General features: G+C 60.7%; 16 protein-coding genes. 7 read left to right on the forward strand and 9 right to left on the reverse strand.

The annotated features are described in order from the left end of the window. Window positions 1–113 precede the first annotated feature (113 nt). The 3 genes from QQL64_RS02200 to QQL64_RS02210 all read right to left on the reverse strand — a co-directional run bounded on the left by QQL64_RS02200 (window position 114) and on the right by QQL64_RS02210 (window position 5,144). Window positions 114–1,415: a carbohydrate porin gene (locus QQL64_RS02200; RefSeq protein ID WP_284395555.1), complete on the reverse strand. Its 1,302-nt coding sequence runs from the start codon at window positions 1,413–1,415 to the stop codon at window positions 114–116. A gap of 197 nt (window positions 1,416–1,612) precedes the next feature. Continuing rightward, window positions 1,613–3,442, reverse strand: coding sequence for a translational GTPase TypA (gene typA, locus QQL64_RS02205; protein ID WP_284395556.1), 1,830 nt, complete (start codon window positions 3,440–3,442; stop codon window positions 1,613–1,615). Window positions 3,443–3,749: 307 nt separating this feature from the next. Then, window positions 3,750–5,144, reverse strand: coding sequence for a GntP family permease (locus QQL64_RS02210; RefSeq protein WP_284395557.1), 1,395 nt, complete (start codon window positions 5,142–5,144; stop codon window positions 3,750–3,752). A 331-nt stretch (window positions 5,145–5,475) separates the two neighbouring features. Here QQL64_RS02210 and QQL64_RS02215 point away from each other — a divergent pair, with 331 nt between their 5' ends. Both QQL64_RS02215 and QQL64_RS02220 read left to right on the forward strand, forming a co-directional pair. Then, entirely contained in the window at window positions 5,476–6,861 is a 1,386-nt protein-coding gene (locus QQL64_RS02215; protein WP_284395558.1) for a porin, read from the forward strand. Between the two features lie 100 nt (window positions 6,862–6,961). Continuing rightward, entirely contained in the window at window positions 6,962–8,089 is a 1,128-nt protein-coding gene (locus QQL64_RS02220) for an iron-containing alcohol dehydrogenase (RefSeq protein ID WP_284395559.1), read from the forward strand. Here QQL64_RS02220 and QQL64_RS02225 read toward each other — a convergent pair. Then, on the reverse strand, window positions 8,086–8,760 hold the full coding sequence (locus QQL64_RS02225; protein ID WP_284395560.1) for a response regulator transcription factor: 675 nt from the start codon (window positions 8,758–8,760) through the stop codon (window positions 8,086–8,088). The genes QQL64_RS02220 and QQL64_RS02225 overlap by 4 nt on opposite strands. A 199-nt stretch (window positions 8,761–8,959) precedes the next feature. Here QQL64_RS02225 and QQL64_RS02230 point away from each other — a divergent pair, with 199 nt between their 5' ends. The 3 genes from QQL64_RS02230 to QQL64_RS02240 all read left to right on the forward strand — a co-directional run bounded on the left by QQL64_RS02230 (window position 8,960) and on the right by QQL64_RS02240 (window position 11,869). Further along, window positions 8,960–10,711, forward strand: a complete 1,752-nt coding sequence (locus QQL64_RS02230) for a 3-hydroxybutyrate oligomer hydrolase family protein (protein WP_404601093.1) — start codon at window positions 8,960–8,962, stop codon at window positions 10,709–10,711. 79 nt (window positions 10,712–10,790) lie between these two features. Beyond that, window positions 10,791–11,300 (forward strand): peptidylprolyl isomerase, encoded by a 510-nt coding sequence (locus QQL64_RS02235; protein WP_284395562.1) that lies wholly within the window; start codon window positions 10,791–10,793, stop codon window positions 11,298–11,300. A 134-nt stretch (window positions 11,301–11,434) separates the two neighbouring features. After that, window positions 11,435–11,869: a YidB family protein gene (locus QQL64_RS02240; protein ID WP_284395563.1), complete on the forward strand. Its 435-nt coding sequence runs from the start codon at window positions 11,435–11,437 to the stop codon at window positions 11,867–11,869. A gap of 77 nt (window positions 11,870–11,946) precedes the next feature. Here QQL64_RS02240 and QQL64_RS02245 read toward each other — a convergent pair whose 3' ends face one another. Beyond that, window positions 11,947–12,201 (reverse strand): GlsB/YeaQ/YmgE family stress response membrane protein, encoded by a 255-nt coding sequence (locus QQL64_RS02245; RefSeq protein ID WP_284395564.1) that lies wholly within the window; start codon window positions 12,199–12,201, stop codon window positions 11,947–11,949. A gap of 201 nt (window positions 12,202–12,402) precedes the next feature. On the opposite strand from QQL64_RS02245, the gene QQL64_RS02250 reads away from it, so the two are divergent. Together QQL64_RS02250 and QQL64_RS02255 are read left to right on the forward strand one after the other, a co-directional pair. Further along, complete coding sequence (locus QQL64_RS02250) at window positions 12,403–13,602, forward strand: aminotransferase class I/II-fold pyridoxal phosphate-dependent enzyme (RefSeq protein WP_284395565.1); 1,200 nt, start codon at window positions 12,403–12,405, stop codon at window positions 13,600–13,602. Window positions 13,603–13,666: 64 nt separating this feature from the next. Beyond that, entirely contained in the window at window positions 13,667–14,653 is a 987-nt protein-coding gene (locus QQL64_RS02255; RefSeq protein WP_284395566.1) for a malate dehydrogenase, read from the forward strand. Between the two features lie 87 nt (window positions 14,654–14,740). Here QQL64_RS02255 and QQL64_RS02260 read toward each other — a convergent pair whose 3' ends face one another. From QQL64_RS02260 to QQL64_RS02275, 4 genes are all read right to left on the reverse strand, one after another. Further along, entirely contained in the window at window positions 14,741–15,358 is a 618-nt protein-coding gene (locus QQL64_RS02260) for a glutathione S-transferase family protein (protein ID WP_284395567.1), read from the reverse strand. Between the two features lie 418 nt (window positions 15,359–15,776). Then, a complete protein-coding gene (lpxH, locus tag QQL64_RS02265; RefSeq protein ID WP_284395568.1) occupies window positions 15,777–16,496 on the reverse strand; it encodes a UDP-2,3-diacylglucosamine diphosphatase in 720 nt (239 codons plus the stop codon). After that, window positions 16,493–17,167, reverse strand: a complete 675-nt coding sequence (locus tag QQL64_RS02270; RefSeq protein ID WP_284395569.1) for a peptidylprolyl isomerase — start codon at window positions 17,165–17,167, stop codon at window positions 16,493–16,495. Before QQL64_RS02270 ends, lpxH begins: the two co-directional genes overlap by 4 nt. A gap of 110 nt (window positions 17,168–17,277) precedes the next feature. Next, window positions 17,278–18,777 (reverse strand): Ppx/GppA phosphatase family protein, encoded by a 1,500-nt coding sequence (locus tag QQL64_RS02275; protein WP_404601100.1) that lies wholly within the window; start codon window positions 18,775–18,777, stop codon window positions 17,278–17,280. Window positions 18,778–18,809 lie beyond the last annotated feature (32 nt).

Here is an 18,809-nt window from a genome sequence, read left to right on the forward strand (position 1 = left end):
ATGGAGAGCTGGCGTTCAAATCTCCAGCTTCGGGCGAATCCTGGGTTTCTCCAGTGGCACGGACGGCCGGCGCGCCAAGGATATGTAGTGCTGGGGCTGGATACGCTGGCTAATCAGAATTCGACGTGCGCACGCAACCCGGCAAAGCGCGCAGGACCGCGATCGCGGTTATAGCCGGGGTTGCGAATGAACTGCAGATCCGGCGTGATGGTGAGGTGGTTGATCACTGCGATGCTGTAGTACACCTCGGCGATCTGTTCCGGTCCGTAATGCAGTGTGCCGTCGCCCAGCAGGAAACCGTCGCCGCCCATGGCTAGGTACTGACTATGGATGCGCGAGAGTCCGTCGATAGCGATACCCACGCCAAGTCGATCGTCTGATCGATTCCAGTGCGATCCGGACAATTGGAAGCCGCCACTCAGCAGGCGGTCGACCTCGGTGAAGATGAAGGATTCGGTGTGACCGTCGTTCCATCCGGCGCGCATGAAGAGGCCGGTGTCGCCGTTGTCGGCCAATGGCAGTTCGCCATTGATGCCGAAGCCGAATTTATGTCGGCCGGGTTGGTCGTCGGCGTGAATGTCGGGCGGTTGGCCTGTGGCTTGGGCGATATCGATGGCCTGCTGGTAGATGCCCAGGTTTCCGGTGTTGTAGAAACTGAGGAAGCGTAAGGCCCAACCATCGGGTTTGGGTTGCAGGGTCAATTCAAGTTGTTGGCCGTTGGCAGCACTCAACGATTTTTCCAGCGCCTGACCGTTGGCCTCGACGGGCATGCGATAGATGCCATAGCGCAAGCTCCAGCCGGACATGATCCAGCCGATCATCAGGCCGTCGGTATAGCCGCGCGTGTCGGCGGCGAAATCCCAGGTCGTGTTGTTCCACAACGACCAATTCATGAATTGCGTGCGAGTGGAGTTGGCGTAGCGGTTCTTGTCGAAGTCGTCGTTGACGGCCATGAAGCCGATCTTCACTTCGATATGCCGCGTAGCTTCTTCGCCGGGTAGCTGGTCTTGTCCGCGTTCGACAGGAACGACATCACCGCCGAGCGGAAAGCTCCAGCGTAAATAGTCGCGCGCTACGTAAGGCCGCTTTCCCAAACTGGCGACGCCCGAGCGAATGATGTCGCCGTTGGTGAGGCCGGCGAGTCCGGTGGCATTGCTTACGCCTTCGCCCTTGAACATCTCCACGTCGAAGTAGTACTGCAGATGCCAGGGCAAGGCGACGCCGAAGTACGCGCCGAACGTGTGCGAACGCGCGGTGGAGCCGTCGGGATGGAGACTGAGCGGCCCGCTATACGGCGAATGGATGCGCGACTGGTTCTGGTCGACGAAGGTGTATTGCGCGCCGAGCCACTGCGGCACGAACAGGGGCGCGCTATCAGTGCTATCTGCGTAAGCGATCGGTGACAGTGCTGTCATCAGCAAGCACGTCAAAATCTTGCGATAGATTCGGCGTTGAGACGTACTACGCATGAGTTGGAAGGATTGACGTCCCGATCGCCAGTGCATACAGGATGCTGCAGGCCGCACGCCGAACTGTCAACGCCTTCCGCGCTTCGTGCGGCAATAAAAAGGCCACCTTGCGGTGGCCTTTCGATTTCTTCATGCAGAAGCCATCAGGCGCCGCGCGAGGCCTTCTTGCGATCGTTCTCTGTGAGATGCTTCTTGCGCAAGCGGATTTCCTTGGGCGTGATCTCCACCAGCTCGTCGTCGTCGATGAAATCCAGCGCCTGTTCCAGCGAGAACTTGATCGCCGGGGTCAGCTGGATCGCGTCGTCCTTGCCCGAGGCGCGCATGTTGGTCAGCGGCTTGGGCTTGATCGCGTTGACGGTGAGATCGTTGTCCTTCGCATGGATGCCAACCAGCTGGCCTTCATAGACCGAGTCGCCTTCCGCCGCGAACAGCTTGCCGCGATCTTGCAGCGGGCCGAGCGAGTAGGCCGGGGTGGTACCGCCGGCGTTGGCGATCATCACGCCGTTGAGGCGCTTGGCGATCTGGCCATCTTCCTTCGGACCGTAGTGGTCGAACACGTGGAACAGCAGGCCCGAGCCCTGGGTGAGCGTCTTGAACTGGTTCTGGAAGCCGATCAGGCCGCGCGCCGGGATCTGGTATTCGAGGCGCACGCGACCCTTGCCGTCCGACTCCATGTTCTTCAGTTGGCCCTTGCGGATGCCAAGGCGCTCCATCACCGGTCCCTGGTGAATTTCCTCGACGTCGACCACGAGTTGTTCGATCGGCTCCATCTTCTGGCCGTCGATCTCTTTGATGATCACTTCCGGACGCGACACGGCGAGCTCGTAGCCTTCGCGGCGCATGTTCTCGATCAGCACTGACAGATGCAATTCACCGCGACCGGAGACGAGGAATTTGTCGGCATCGGAGCCTTGCTCGACCTTCAGGGCCACGTTGTGCACCTGTTCGCGGTCCAGACGATCCTTGAGCTGGCGGCTGGTCAGGAACTTGCCGCCCGAGAGATCCTTGCTGCCGGCGAACGGCGAGTTGTTGACCTGGAAGGTCATGCTGATCATCGGCTCGTCGACGGTCAGCGCTGGCAGCGCTTCCGGGGTGTCCAGCGCGCAGATGGTGTCGGAGATGGTCAGATCCTGGATGCCGGAGATGGCGACGATGTCGCCCGCTTCGGCGCTGTCTTGCTCGATGCGCTCCAGGCCCATGAAGCCGAGCACCTGCAGCACCTTGCCCTGGCGCTTCTTGCCTTCGCGGTTGATCACGGCGACCGGCATGTTCTTCTTCAACGCGCCGCGCTGGATGCGGCCAATGCCGATCACGCCGACGAAGTTGTTGTAGTCCAGCTGGCTGATGCGCATCTGGAACGGGCCGTCGGGGTCGACTTCCGGCTTCGGCGCGTGGTCCATGATGGCCTGGTATAGCGGCGTCATGTCACCTTCGCGGGCCGAGTCATCGAGGCTTGCATAGCCGTTCAGCGCCGAGGCGTAAACGATCGGGAAGTCCATCTGCTCGGCGGTGGCGCCGAGGCGATCGAACAGGTCCCACACTTGGTCGACGACCCACTGCGGACGGGCGCCCGGGCGGTCGATCTTGTTGATAACGACGATCGGCTTGAAACCCATCGCGAACGCCTTCTGCGTCACGAAGCGGGTCTGCGGCATCGGGCCGTCCATCGCGTCGACCAGGATCAGCACGGTATCGACCATCGACAGCACGCGCTCCACCTCGCCACCGAAGTCGGCGTGGCCTGGGGTGTCGACGATGTTGATGCGGTTTTCTTTCCATTTGATGGCGGTGTTCTTCGCCAGAATGGTGATGCCGCGCTCCTTTTCCTGGTCGTTGCTGTCCATCACGCGTTCGGCCAGCACGGTGCGTTCGGACAGGGTGCCCGACTGCTTCAGCAGCTGATCGACGAGGGTGGTTTTGCCATGGTCGACGTGGGCGACGATGGCGATATTGCGCAGGTTTTCGATGGACATGAGGTAAGAGGCTCGGGCGAGCTATAAGGCCGCCGTGCAGATTTCGGTAGGGTTAACCTGCAGATTATACGGACTTATGTGACAGCTTGCTTGACGTCGCCTTAAGTCGGTTCAGTCCTTAAGACCGTGAAAGCCTCAGGCCGTCGGTTTTCTACCTATCCCCGGCGAGCAGAGGGGGCACTTTTGACCCAGTTCCACCAGCAAGCGGGGGACGTGGGAAGGGGGCTCTTAGCAAAAGCTCACCCTGCGCCCATCTACGGAGCAGGGGAAGGTCAGGGAGAGGACCAGAATCGCGCCCCCCAAGCGATTAGACGATTCCGGTCAGATAGAACACCGCGATGACCAAAAATACCGCAAGCGTCTTCAGACAGGTGATCGCAAAAATGTCTTTATACGATTGTTTGTGTGTAAGTCCGCAGACGGCAAGCAGGGTGATGACCGCACCGTTGTGAGGCAAGGTATCCATGCCGCCCGACGCCATCGAGGCGACACGATGCAGCACTTCGGGCGAGATGCCCGCGGTGTGAGCAGCCGCAATGAAATCGTTCGCCATGGCCGCGAGCGCGATCGACAAGCCGCCGGAAGCGGAGCCGGTGATACCAGCGAGTGTGGTGACCGTAACCGCCTCATTGACGAGCGGATTGGGAATCGCCTTGAGCGCATCACGAATCACCACAAAACCGGGTAACGCGGCAATCACGGCGCCGAAGCCGTATTCGGATGCGGTATTCATCGAGGCCAGCAGCGCACCAGCGATCGCTGCCTTGCTACCTTCGGCGAACTTCGTCCGGAGTGTGTTGAAGCCGAACACAAAGACCAGAAGAATGCCTACGAGCAGGGCGCCTTCGACCGCCCAGATGGCGATCACTGGCGACATGTCGATACTCAAGGGTTTTGCGAGCCCCGGCAGCGCGACGTCGTAACTTTCTTTGCCGTAGTGGGCCTTGATCAATTCAGTGAAAAGATAATTGAACACGCTCACTGCCACGAGCGGAAGGATCGCGATCCATGGATTGACCGGACGCTCTTGCGACTTCGGCTCCGGCTCGTTGCTGTGTCCGGTGCCATAGCCTTCGTTCGCGGCGATGGCTTGACGCCGACGCCATTCCAGATAGGCGGTGCCGGCGATAAAGATAAACAAGCCGCCGATCGTACCGAGCCATGGCGCCGCGTATACGGTGGTCTTGAAGTGCACGGTTGGAATGATGTTCTGGATCTGCGGGGTGCCCGGCAGCGAATCCATGGTGAAGGTAAGCGCGCCGAGCGCAAGCGTGCCCGGTATCAGACGTTTCGGGATGTCGCTTTGCTTGAACATTTCGCAGGCGACCGGATACATCGCAAATACGACGACGAATAGCGAAACGCCGCCGTACGTGAGTAGACCGCAAACCAAGACAGTCGCGATGATCGCGCGCTTTCGGCCGACCAGGCCGATGACCGCCGAGACGATCGATTTGGAGAACCCCGACAGTTCGATCACCTTGCCAAACACTGCGCCGAGCAAGAAGACGGGGAAATAGTTTTTGACGAAGCCGACCATCTTGTCCATGAACAGGCCGGAGAAAATCGGCGCCACAGCGGACGGGTCGGTTAACAGCACCGCGAGCAGAGCGGCAAGGGGCGCGAACAGAATCACACTGTAGCCGCGATAGGCCACAAACATGAGAAAAGCGAGTGCGGCAAGGCAGACCAGGAAACTCATTAAGGGTACCCGCTTCGAAATAGATTAGAGGTGGTTGCGCACGCCACGAGAATCCGCGCGCTCGGGCACGTAGTCGCTTACGTGAAAAGGCATGCCGCCAAAAATGCCAGCAACTCTTTCGTAACCCAGTGGCAGCTAGCCGGATGGTATGCAAATCCGGTGGGGGCGATATTGGACTTAAGCCCAATAGGGACTGTGCGGAATAGTCCGTACGATGACTATCGTCGTACCAACGCATAACGCTTCATCGTTGGATGATTAGTGCGATTGCGAGAGTTCAACGCGTCGCTTCATATCTCTAATCCCAACATCAAACTCAAGGATGAGATCGATGAGTCATTCCTATGTGCCTCGGACTTGTTCCGCCGGCAAGCCCACCATCTCTTCAACGTGCAAGGCGATGCTAGCTGTCGTTGCCGGCTTGTCGGCAACCGGCTTCGCCGGTAACGCCATGGCTGCCGAAGACACCAGCTTGACCTGGAATGGCATCACGCTTTACGGCGTTGTCGACGTCGGATTGGCACACCAAACCCACGGCACTCCAACGACCGCTGAATTTTATCCGAGCGCGGAGTGGGTGATCTCCAAGAACAGCAACAAGTCGATCACGTCGATTGTGTCGAACCCCATGAGTCAATCGAGGCTTGGTCTGCGCGGCCTCGAACCGTTGAACGACCAGTTCTCGTTCGTTTTCAATGTGGAAATGGGATTTGACCCGACGTCAGGCGCACTTGCCGATGCTCCTGGGTCTTTGACGAAAAACAATGGCGTGGCGCTGGAGAATCAGAGATCGGCGGGCGATGGGAGTCGCGCCGGTCAGATCTTCAATGGTCAAGCGGTCGCGGGGTTCAGTTCAAAGGATTACGGTACCGTCGTATTCGGCCGCAACACCACCGTTCTCCTCGACAATATCGTCAAGTACGACCCGATGAACGGTTCCTACGCGCTTTCGCTCATCGGGTATTCGGGTGTGACGTCGGGTATGGGCAGCACGGAAAATGCGCGCCTCGACGACTCGGTCAAGTACACCTACAAGTACGACATGTTTCGCGTCGGAGCGCTGTACCAGTTCGGCAACGCCGATACCAGTCCGGGTAAGGCATACCAAGCCAACGTTGGCCTTGACTACGGCGGCTTCTCGGCCGACGCCGTGTATGGGCACAAGAACACCGCCATATCATTGGCGTCACTCAGCGCGGCTCAGGTCGTGACACTGCCTACCAACTCACTGGCGGCGACGATTTCCGACAACACCTCGTACACGCTGGATGCAAGCTATGCCACCGGCCCCTTCAAAGTGTCTGGAGGTTACGAGCACATCAAGTACGAAAATCCATCGAATCCGCTTGCGGCGGGTTTTGCCGGTTTGGGTGGCTATTGGGTTGGCGTCACCAACAACACCGCGTTTCCGAAACCCAAGGTGTTGCAGGTGTACTGGCTAGGCGCGAAATACAATTTCACGAATGATTTCGATATCACCGGCGCCTGGTACCACTACGACCAGAACGCTTATGGCGTGGTGAAATGTTCGAATGACAGCGCTGCCAATTGCAGTGGTGCGGAGAATGTTTATTCGGTGCGCCTGGACTACCGCTTTACCAAGCGCTTCGACGTCTACGCAGGCCTGCAGAACTCGAAAGTATCGAATGGCTTGGCAAGCGGATTCCTGAATAGGTCAACCCTCGCCACGGTGACTGGTTTGCGTTACCAGTTCTAGCAAGCGGTGTCGAAGTGCCGATCTTGTTGGAGTCATCGATGGCTAGTGCTCACTCGCAGTTGGCAGGATGAACGCATTCCGGTTTCAAACAGTACCCACCATGGTTGTCGAGTTTGGCGCTGCGCGCCGTCTCGGTGCTTTGTTGCGCACGCAATTTCCGTCGCTCACGCGCCTGTGTGTGGTGACGGATGGTTTTCTTCATAAGAGTGGACTGTTGGATCAGGCGCTTGCCGATCTCTCGGCGCATGGCTGGAATGCCACGGTGATCGACGACGTGGTCGCCGATCCACCCGAGCACATCGTGCTCGACGCGACATCGCGGGCGCGTGAGGCCAGTGCGGAGATCGTGCTGGGACTCGGCGGCGGTTCGTCGATGGACGTGGCGAAGCTGATCGCCGTGCTGGCTCCACAGGATCAGCAAGCACTCAGCGAGATGTACGGTGTGAACAAAGTCACCGTGTCACGCCTGCCGCTCGTGCAGATGCCGACCACTGCAGGCACCGGCTCCGAAGTCACGGCCGTGTCGATCGTAACGGTGGGCGAGGCGAAGAAGTTGGGCGTGGTCGCGCCGCAACTGGTCGCCGATCTGGCGGTTCTCGATGCGGAACTCACGCTCGGGCTGCCTGTCGTTGCGACCGCGGCAACCGGCATCGACGCGATGGTTCACGCGATCGAGGCGTACACGTCCGCGCATTTGAAAAATCCCGTGTCCGACATGCTGGCGGTCAAGGCGCTGGAACTGCTGTGGCGTAATTTGTTGCCCGCGTGCGAGAACGGCCAGAATCGCGAGGCGCGCGAAGCGATGTTGCTTGGCGCGGCGTTCGCCGGCCAGGCGTTCGCCAATTCGCCGGTGGCCGCCGTGCATGCGCTTGCGTATCCGATCGGCGGCATTTATCACGTCCCGCACGGCCTCTCAAATGCGCTCGTGCTGCCGCATGTGTTGCGGTTCAACGCTGAGGCAGCGGCGCACCTGTACGCGGAACTCGCGGACGTGATCGTGCCCGGTATGACGGGCAGTGCCCGAAGCAAGACGCTGACGTTAATCGAACGGCTCGAACTGATGATTGCCGCGACCGAGATCCCGGTTCGGTTGCGCGATGTCGGCATCGAACGTAGCGGGCTAAAAAGGATGGCGAGCGACGCGATGTTGCAGACGCGGCTTCTGATGAACAACCCTCGGTCTGTTACCGAGGCTGATGCGTTGGCAATTTATAGCGCTGCGTTCTAATCGGCGCGGAACGATGGAATCCGTCCCGCTTCGCTCAAGTCCAGTGACCGCAACAACACACTAGCCTGTGTGCGGTTACGTACTTCGAGTTTCTCGAAGATGGCGGTGGCATGCGCCTTCACCGTGCGTTCTTGGATGCTGAGTCGATCGGCGATCTGCTTGTTCATCAAGCCTTCGGCCAGCAGGCCGAGCACACGATATTGCTGTTGAGTCAGTCGCGCGAGTCGCGCCGTGAGATCCGCATCGGCCGGATTGCTGGGTGGTGCGGCGATACTGCGCGCCAGCGCTGGCGGCGACCAGTTGCCGCAGTTCAGTACCGCGGCCACCGCCTCGCTGATCTCGCCAGGAGCAGCGCTTTTCGGAATAAAACCCGCAGCGCCGTGATCAAGTACGCGCCTTACTACCTGCGGTTCGTCGTGCGCCGACACCACTAGTACGGCGACGCCGGGATGCTGTCCGCGCAGTGTGGCCAGACCGGAAAGGCCATGGCTGCCGGGCATGTGCAAGTCCAGCAATACCAGGTCGATATCGGGATCGGTGGAAAGTGCGTGGAGTACGCCAGGCAGGTCGCTGGCTTCCAGCACATCGCAGGCATCGAGATGTTCGCTGGCGGCCTGGCGCAGCGCGGCGCGGAATAAGGGATGGTCGTCAGCGATCAGCAAGCGGGTCATCGAGTGGGCCATAGCGGCAGTCGGTCATTGCGTCGCGATGAAAGAACGACGAGGTTGAAAAGGGTATGTTGTACTTTCGTACGATAGCCCGGCGCAGCAGGCTTGCTAGGGTAGGTGATGAATATCCGTACAAGTCCGATAGGGTTGTGCGTTAGTGCTGGTCGTCTGTGCGGTACGGACGTCTTTGACGGAGTCTTCGATGCAAAGGATCGATTTCGTGCAGGGCGAGGTGAGCGTCACCGCGCATCGCGATCATGATGACCTGCTCAGCGCAGGACTGGGCCTGGCGGGATTAAAGGGTGCGGCGGCGCCATTTGTGGACGCACGGCATCCCACCGTGCAGGACTTGCGCCGGCGAGCGATCCAAACTAGCTGGAAGGGCATCGCCGATCTGGGGGCGCTCGGTGGCTACGGTACGGTCTACGGTGCAGTTCCGGATGTGCCCGGACGGGAATACCAGGCGCTTGCGAAAATCCCCAATGCACACGCGCCGCATCGTGTGTTGCTGCAAGTGCCCGATCACTTCGACATGGCGCGACGTTGCCTGGTGGTAACGGCATCGTCTGGCTCGCGCGGTATCTATGGCGCGATTGCGCTTGCTGGCGCGTGGGGTTTGCCGCGCGGTTGTGCGGTCGCCTATACGGACAAGGGCATGGGATCAGGCTACTTCGATGTCTCCGACGACAGCGGCGTGGCGTTGGATGGGCGGCGTGCAAAGCGCGGCACCGCGATGCTGGAATTCGAACCCTTGGCATCGAAAGGCGAAGGCATCGCGGTCAAGCATGCGCATTCCGGCGACAACCCTGAGGCTGATTGGGGTCGGCATGTGTTGCAGGCTGCGCAGTTCGGGTTGGCGATGCTGGATCGCGCATTTCCGGATCAGGCACCTTTCACGCCGCAGAATACAAAAATCATTGCGACCGGTTTATCCAATGGCGGCGGCGCGGTGTTGCAGGCGGCGGGCCTCGATGAGCAGCACATGCTGGCTGGCGTGGTGGCGCTCGAACCGAACGTGCATACGCCCGGTAGCGGTCGTGCCTTGTACGACTATGCGACCGAAGGAGCGGTGTGGCTGCCCTGCGCTCTGGTAGATGCACGCTTCGCCTCCACACCCTTCGCGCGCGATGCGCACGGAGCACCTCACGCGGCGTGGACCGCTCGCTGCGCAAGCCTCCATGCGCAAGGCCAACTGAAGGCGACCACACTCGATGGGCAAGCCGTGGAAGCCTACGAACATCTGCGCAGTACCGGCTGGACCGAGCAGGCGATGGCCGCCGCGGCATTGTCTACGGCGTTCGATTTATGGCGTGCCATCGGTTCGGCGAATGCCTCGGCGTATCTGCGTCGAGGTGTTGACGACATGCCTTGCGGCTACCGTTACCAAGCCACCGGCACCCATGGCAAACCCGGTGTGGCCGATGATGCGACGCGCGCGAGCTGGTGGGCGGATGCGTCGGGCATTCCCCCTGGCAATGGTGTTGGATTATTCGGCGGTACCGACAGCAGCGCCGATCCGCAGCTCGTCGGCATCGCATGCCTGCGTCGTCTCTGGACGGGCGACGATGCGGATGCCCGCGCACTGCATGCGTCCGTCCGGGCACTCGCCGCGCGATTGCCGCGCAAAGATCTTCCGCTATGGGTGCTGCATGGTGCCGACGACGGCCTGTTGCCGACGGCTTTGACTTCCGAGCCTTATGTGGCGTGGTTGCGTACCGAAGGACGCCAGCCCTTGTACTGGAAAGTGCCCCACGCGCAGCACTTCGACGCCTTCCTGGCCTTGCCGGGCTTCGGCGAAAAGCATCTACCGCTGCTGCCTTACGGCTATGTCGCGCTGGATCGGCTCTGGGCCCATCTCTACCAGGGACAAGCCTGGCCGACCGACTTGCCGACCCCGGCCGTCACCCCACGCGGCGCGGGCGCTCTACGGCCGGAGATGCTGGGCCTGCATTGATCCTTTCATGGCGGTATTCTTACCGATTAGCCGCCCGGCCTCCCGGGCGTCCCGTTCGAATACCGACTAAGGAATACCCATGGCCATCAACGTCACGATCACCACCAACCGCGGCCCGATCCATTTGCGCCTGCATGACGACAAGACACCCGTCACCGTGGCGAGCTTCGTCAACCTGGCGCGTCGCGGCTATTACGATGGTTTGTCGTTCCATCGCGTGATCCCCGATTTCATGGTCCAGGGCGGTTGCCCGGAAGGTAGCGGCCGTGGCGGCCCGGGCTATCGTTTCGAGGACGAATTCCACGGCTCGCTGCGCCACGACAAGCCGGGCGTGCTGTCGATGGCCAACGCCGGTCCGCGCACCAATGGCAGCCAGTTTTTCATCACCCACGGCGCGACACCGTGGCTGGACGGCAAGCACAGCGTGTTCGGCGAAGTGGTGTCGGCGGACGATCAGGCCGTGGTCGATGCCATCAAGCAGGGCGACACGATCGAGAAAGTCATCGTGGAAGGCGATGTGGATGCGCTGCTGGCCAAGCAGGCCGAGCGCGTGACGGAATGGAACCAGGTGCTCGACCAAAAAGGCTGAGCTGCTTGCTAAATGCTTGAATCAAAGCCGCCACGGTATGCCCTGGCGGCTTTTTTCACGACTTTGTTACCTACGTGTAGCCGACGGCGACATAGAATCAAACGGTTGGATCCCCCATTCAAAGGAGTGCTGTGATGTCCTTACTCGATAGTTTGAGCAGTCTGTTCGGTGGTGGCCAGAACGATGCGGCGGGTGCCTCTTCGCTGGTGTCGGTGGCAGGACAATTGATCCAGCAGGCAGGTGGCGTGCAAGGATTAGCGAGCACGCTGCAGCAGCACGGCCTGGGCGATGCAGTCCAGTCCTGGATCGGCAGCGGCGCGAATCAGGCCATTTCCAGTGGTCAGCTCAGCCAGGCGCTGCAGGGCAGTGGCCTCGGTTCGGTAGTCGCCGATGCGGCGGGCAGACTGGGTGTGGATCAGAACCAATTGCTGGGCCAGCTGGCGCAGGTGTTGCCGCATGCAGTGGATCATCTGACGCCGAATGGCCAGGTGCCCGCGGGTGGCGGTGGCTTTGATCTTTCTATGCTGGAAGGTCTGGCCGGCAAGCTGCTGGCGTCGAAGACCGCCTAAACGCGTTTCGCATTCACAAAAAAGCACGGCGGGGCGACCTGCCGTGCTTTTTTGCGTACTGGAGCGACCAGATTGTCTCAGTGCTCGATCAGGCGCATCAGGAACAACAAGATCACAGCACCCACGATCGACATCAGGAAACCGGCCGTATGGAATTTGGAGCCCGGCGCCGGCTTGTTGAACAGGGTGGCGATGAATCCGCCGACGATGGAGCCCACGATACCCACCACGGTGGTCATGATGAACCCATAGTGGGCGGCGCCCGGCACGATCCACCGTGCGATGAGACCGACGAAGAAACCAACGATGATGTACCAGATGATACTGAACATAGGCATCAACTCCTTGAGTGAGTCTGTGTCTTGGCTGGTCGGACGACGTTCTCCGCCCGGTCTTGAGGCGGCCCCTGCATGATGCCAGCGGACAGCGGCGACGCAATAGGAGTTTTTTCGTCCCTGGCGCCCCTGGATGACGCACCGCCGCATGCTAAAATCCGCGGGTTTGCTGTTTTCGCCCCCCCACCCGAGGACGCCATGCCCCAGCTTGCCCAGCGTGTCGGCCGCGCCAAACCCAGCGCGATCATGGTCATTGCCGAGAAGGCAAAGCAGCTCAAGGCTGCCGGCCGCGACATCATCAGTTTCTCCATCGGCGTACCGAACTTCCTGCCCGGCGAGCACGTTTACGCCGCGGCCCGCGAGGCGCTGTCGCACGATAGTGGCCAGTACGGCAGCAACCGCGGTTCCGATGCCTTGCTGGATGCGTTCCTGAAGCACATCGAAGCGCTCGGCTTTACCGGCTACGGGCGCATGAATCTTTCGATCGGTATTGGCGCCAAGCAGGTGCTGTACAACCTGGCCGAGGCGTTGCTCAACGAAGGCGACGAAATCTGCTTCGCGGCGCCGTACTGGACTACGTACCACGACATCGCGGATATCGTCGGCGCCAAGGCCAACGTGCTGCATTGCGGCCCGGTACAGAACTACAAGCTCACGCCCGCGCAGCTCGACACCGCGCTGGCGCGCAAGCCGAAGGTGTTTCTGTTCAACAATCCTTCGAACCCTACCGGCATGGTCTACACGCGCGAGGAAATCGCCGCGCTGGCGGACGTGCTGGCGCGGTATCCGGATACCTGGATCGTCACCGACGACATCTACAACTCGATGGTGTTCGACGGTATCGGCTATCACAACTTCGTGTTCGCTCGGCCCGAATTGCGCGAGCGGCTGATTTTCGTCGACTCAGTATCCAAGACATACGGTATGCCGGGTTGGCGCGTTGGTTTGATCGCTGGCCCGGAATCGGTGGCGAAAGCGGTCACTACGCTCAATTCCAATCACATCACCAGCGTGCCGGAAGTGATTACTGCTGCGGCCATCGCTGCCTTCAGCGGTCCGCAGGATGTACCGCAAGCCAAGTGCAAGGAATTTGCTGCGAAGCGCGACATCGTGGTCGCCGCGCTCAAGGCGATTCCCGGCGTGGTGTGCCCGCGCCCGCAGGGCGCGTTCTATGCGTTCCCCGATATCTCGGTCGCGTTCGGCAAGAGTCACGACGGCACGCGCATCGAGAACGACATCGATTTCTGCGCGGCGCTGCTGAACGCCAAGGGCGTGGCCTGTGTTCCGGGTTCGGCCTTTGGCGAGCCGCGCGCGATGCGCATTTCCTACACCTGTCCCACCGCTCAGCTCGAGCCTGGACTCGCACGCATCACCGAGTTCTTCGCCGAACTGAGTTGATCCCTTTACCGGCCCGCGTCGAACGATGCGGGCCATGTTTTATGCACCTGAAGGAGTTGCCACGATGAAAGCCCCCGTTCGTGTTGCCGTGACCGGCGCTGCCGGCCAGATTGGTTACGCCCTGCTGTTCCGCATTGCTGCCGGCGACATGCTCGGTCCGGACCAGCCGGTGATCCTGCACCTGCTCGAAATCACCCCGGCGCTGCCTGCGTTGCAGGGCGTGGTGATGGAACTCAACGATTGCGCGTTCCCGACGTTGGCCGGTGTGGTCGCCACTGACGACGTGAACGTGGCCTTCAAGGATGTCGATTACGCGCTGCTGGTCGGCGCGCGTCCGCGCGGTCCGGGCATGGAGCGCAAGGATCTGCTGGAAGCCAACGGCGCGATCTTCTCGCCGCAGGGCAAGGCGCTGAACGATCACGCCAAGCGTGACGTGAAGGTGCTGGTAGTCGGCAATCCTGCGAACACCAATGCGCTGATCGCGCAGCAGAACGCGCCGAGCCTGGATCCGAAGTGCTTCACCGCGATGGTGCGCCTGGACCACAACCGTGCGCTGTCGCAGCTGGCCGAGAAGACCGGCAAGCACACCACCGAGATCAAGAAGGTCACCATCTGGGGCAACCATAGCTCCACGCAATATCCCGATCTGCACCACGCTACGGTAGGCGGCAAAGCTGCGCTAAGCCTGGTCGATCAGAGCTGGTACGAGAAGGATTTCATCCCGACCGTGCAGCAGCGCGGCGCCGCGATCATCAAGGCGCGCGGCGCATCGTCCGCCGCGTCGGCTGCCTCTGCAGCGATCGATCACATGCGCACCTGGGCGCTGGGTACGGCCGAGGGCGACTGGGTGTCGATGGGTATTCCGTCCGACGGCTCCTACGGCATCGAGCCGGGTGTGATCTACGGCTATCCGGTCACGGTGAAGGGCGGCAAGTACGAAATCGTGCAAGGCTTGGATATCAACGATTTCTCGCGCGGTCGGATGGATGCCACGGAGAAAGAACTGCGCGAAGAGCGCGCTGGCGTTGAGCACTTGTTCGCGAAAAAGTAATCCATCGGTTTTGGAAAGCGCGCAAACGGCCATCCATTTGGATGGCCGTTTGTATTTACAAAATCAATAAGCGTGGCGTGTACCGACTTACGCTGCCTTGCTGTTCGCATAAAGCGAGGTCTGGCGCACGCGGTTCAACCACCGCATCGTGCTCGGATAGTTAGCCATCGGATACTTGCACATCTCCGCATAGTCCATCACAGGAAAGACAGCAAGATCTGCAAGTGTGAGGCTATTGCCCACTAAGTAATCGTGTTTGGCAAAGTGGTGTTCCAGCACCTGCACATACTGATGGAAGGTGGGCTCCGCTTTGGCGAGCACATCCGGATCGGCCGGGCCACGATTGAAGATGACGGCTTTGACGAAGTTCTCGAAGATGAGCGGGTTGCATGCGGGCGTCAGGTGGGCCGATTCCCAGAACAACCAACGATCGACATCTGCCTGCATGCGTGCATCGCTCGGCCACAAGTTGTTGGGCTTCTTGGAGGCGACGTATTTCATGATGGCGTTCGATTCCCACAGCGCGAAATCGCCATCGGTGAGTGCGGGGAACTTGCCGTTCGGATTGATCGCCAGATATTGGGGCGTCTTGGTATCGCCAGCAGGCACATTCAGTGCAACGATTTCCAGCGGCACGCCGAGTTCTTTGGCGATGGCGATGGTTTTGCGGGCATTGGGAGAGGCTGCAACACAGTAAAGTTTCATGATGTCTCAGGGGCCATGGAAGTGAGGGGGACGAACCTGGCGGCGATAATCATGCGGCGCGTGGGATCCGCGAGAGTCGAAAAAATGCTGGAAAGCTCGTCCATGAGATGGTTTCGTTACCGATGATCGGCGGCTTTCGGATGCTGTTAATTCGCCGGTATGCTAATTAGGTGAATAAAGTCGGATCTATCAGGCAAGCCTGAAGAAAGGCGACGAATGGACCTTCAGAACGGACGTCCCATTCCCACACTATGTTGCGGAGTGGAGTCGTTGCATCGACGATTGGATGGTTACGTTGCGCCTGCGCGACGTAAAAAAGATCGTGGAGAAAACTGGGGTGACTCGCTACGTCTCACGACGAAGTTCACCAGGCGCAGATGCGCCGATCAGTGCCAGTGATTTCTGGCAAGATCTATTTCTACAGCGCGCGCAATTGGCGCGAGTCGGACGTCACGCGCAACACTGACCCTTGTTCGTACCAGTCGCCCAATACGATGCGCTCGGCTGTATGGCTGTCCAATTCGAAGTGATGGACTGCAGGACGATGCGTGTGGCCATGAATCAGATGCGTTACACCTGCATGGCGCATGACCTGACTCACGGTGTCGGCGCTGACATCCATGATGGTTTCTTGCGTACTGTTGGTATGTGCGCGACTTTCCGCACGTGCTTTGGCGGCGAGCGCGCGGCGAGCTTCCAACGGCATAGCTAGCACCTGCGCTTTCCACTCCGGCGTGCGGACGCTGCGACGCACGGCTTGATACGCGACATCGTCCGTGCAGAGTACATCGCCGTGCATCAACAACGTGGGTGTGCCGTAGAGGTCGTGCACCGTACCGTCTTCCAGTAGCGTGAAGCCGGCACGCTCGGCGAAGGCTTCGCCGAGCAGGAAGTCGCGATTGCCAACCATGAAGTACGCCGGCACGCCTGCATCGCGCACAGCGCGCGTGGCGCGGGCGATGCGTTGCGGAAGTTCGGCATCGTCATCGTCGCCGATCCACGCTTCGACCAAGTCGCCGAGGATATACAGCGCATCGGCGCGGCGAACTTCATCGCTGGCCAGGTACTGTTCGAATAGCGAGGTGATCTGCGGACGACTGTCGTCGAGATGCAGGTCGGCAATGAACAACGTGCTCATTTGGATTTGCGCGCGGCGCCACCGGACGATGCTGCCGTAGAGCTGGAGGCGGCTGGCGCTTCTTCGCCCACGACGCTGGCGCCTTCGATCAGCACCAGCGGATCGGGCACATCGGCAGCGAACGGCCCCTGGCCATGCGTGGGCAGATTGGCGATCTTGTCCACCACATCCATGCCTTTCACTACCTTGCCGAACACCGTGTAGCCCCAGGTCAACCCGCTCTGGTTGCCGACATAGTCGAGACGGCGATCGTCGACCAGGTTGATGAAGAACTGCGAGGTGCCCGAGTTCGGGTCGGCGCCGCGTGCTACCGCAATCGTGCCGCGCAGATTGGAGAGGCCATTATCTGCTTCGCTGGGCACCGGCGAATGCGTGCGGCGCGGCTGCAGTTCTTTGGTGTAGAGCCCGCCTTGAACCAGATAACCGGGGATCGCGCGATGGAAAACCGTTCCCGCGTAAAAGCCCTCATGCACGTAGCGCAGAAAATTGGCGACGCTCTTGGGCGATTTGTCCGCAAACAGTTCCAAGGTGATATCGCCCTGCGAGGTATGCAGCACGACGGTCGGACTGGCTGCCGGCGGAATGGCTGTCGCGGCGGCCGGTTTGGCCGTCTGCGCTAGGGCGAGCGGAGTAACAAGCAGGAAGAGGGCTGTCAGCAGATGCTTGGGCATGACGATCGGGGCGGCAGAAATATTCCCCCATGATACGCGGCTGCGAGCGGCTGTGGCTCAATCGTCCTGAATGGCCTGATTCCTCTCCGGGGCGAGGAATCAGAATGAGCTCAATATGTCGACAACGTCAGCGTGAGCCCCAGCTCGGCCATCGGCGTGATTTCCTGCTGCAGGTCTGCTTCGCTCAGCGGATGTTGCTCCAGCCATGCCGCAGGAAGCTGAAGGCTAAGACGTTGGCTGGTGGCGGCGAGGCGTAGTGGCGGCAGGGATTCCGCTCGACGTGCGCGGCGGAACAGCACAGCCAGGCGCAACAGGGCGGTAATGTGCTTTGCCAGCTGGCGATAACGCTGGGGCAGGGCGGAGAACGTCGTCTTGTCCGGCTTACGGCGATGCGCCTGGGTGATGGCGGCGAGCAGGTGCTGCTCCTGCCGCGAGAAGCCGGCCAGGTCGGCGTTGCGGAGGATATAGGCGCCATGATGATGGTACTGGCTATGCGCGATGGCCAGTCCGATCTCATGCACGCGGGCGGCCCAAGAGAGCCATTCGCGGGCTTCGGCGTCGAGCTTCCAGCTGGCGGCGACCTGATCGAACAGCGTCAGTGCAGTGGATTCCACGCGGCGCGCCTGGGCGCGGTCGACGCCGTAGCGGTTGGCCAGGGCATCGATGCTGGCTGTGCGCGGGTCGCTACCGCCAGCGCGGCCGATCAGATCCCACAGCAATCCCTCGCGCATCGAGCTTTCGCATACTTGCATGCGCTGGATGCCGAGCGCGGCGAACGCTGCCTCGAAGATCACCACGGCACCGGCAAACACTGGGGCGCGTTCATCGGCCAATCCCGGCAGCTTGAGCGTGCCGATCTGGCCCTGTTCGAGCATGGCGTCGCGCAGTGACGCCAGTGATGTGGGCGTCACCCCGTGGTCGGACAATTTCATGGCCTGGACCACTGCGCCGATCGCTTTGGCGCTGCCGGAAGATCCGTAGGCATCCGTCCAGCCGGCCTCTAGATATTCCTCGGAGAACTGCTGCAGCAGCACGCCGATTTCGCCGCGCGCACGTTGCCAACGCTTGCGGGTGAGCTTGCCGCCCGGAAAGAAACGCACGGTCGATGCAATGCAGCCGACCTGCACGCTCTCCGTATGTAGCGGCGCGAGCCCGCGGCCGATGATGAATTCGGTACTACCGCCGCCGATGTCGATCACCAGGCGCGGTTCGCGCGAGGCGGACAGGTCGTGGGCCACGCCGAGAAAGATCAATCGGCCTTCCTCGCGGCCCGAAACGACTTCCACCGGGTGCCCGAGTGCCGCTTCCGCGGCGGTAAGAAAGGCTTGCGGCGCAGCCAGTCGCCGCACCGTATTGGTCGCCACAGCGCGCACCCGAACCCTGGGAATGCCGGCGATGCGCTGGCCGAACTTGGCCAGGCAGTTCAGCGCACGGGCGCGGTGCTCGGCATCCAATGTGCCGTCGGCGCGCAGGCCTGCGGCCATACGCACACTGTCACGCAAGCGATCGATCACGCGCGGCTCGCCGTGCTCCATGCGTGCTACCACCATGTGAAAGCTATTGGAGCCAATATCGACGGCTGCCATCAGCTCTCCATCCTTGATCTGCATCTGGTCGCCGAGACTCACTCATGGCTCCTGAT

Source organism: Dyella lipolytica (assembly GCF_030160075.1).
Lineage (GTDB): Bacteria > Pseudomonadota > Gammaproteobacteria > Xanthomonadales > Rhodanobacteraceae > Dyella_B > Dyella_B lipolytica.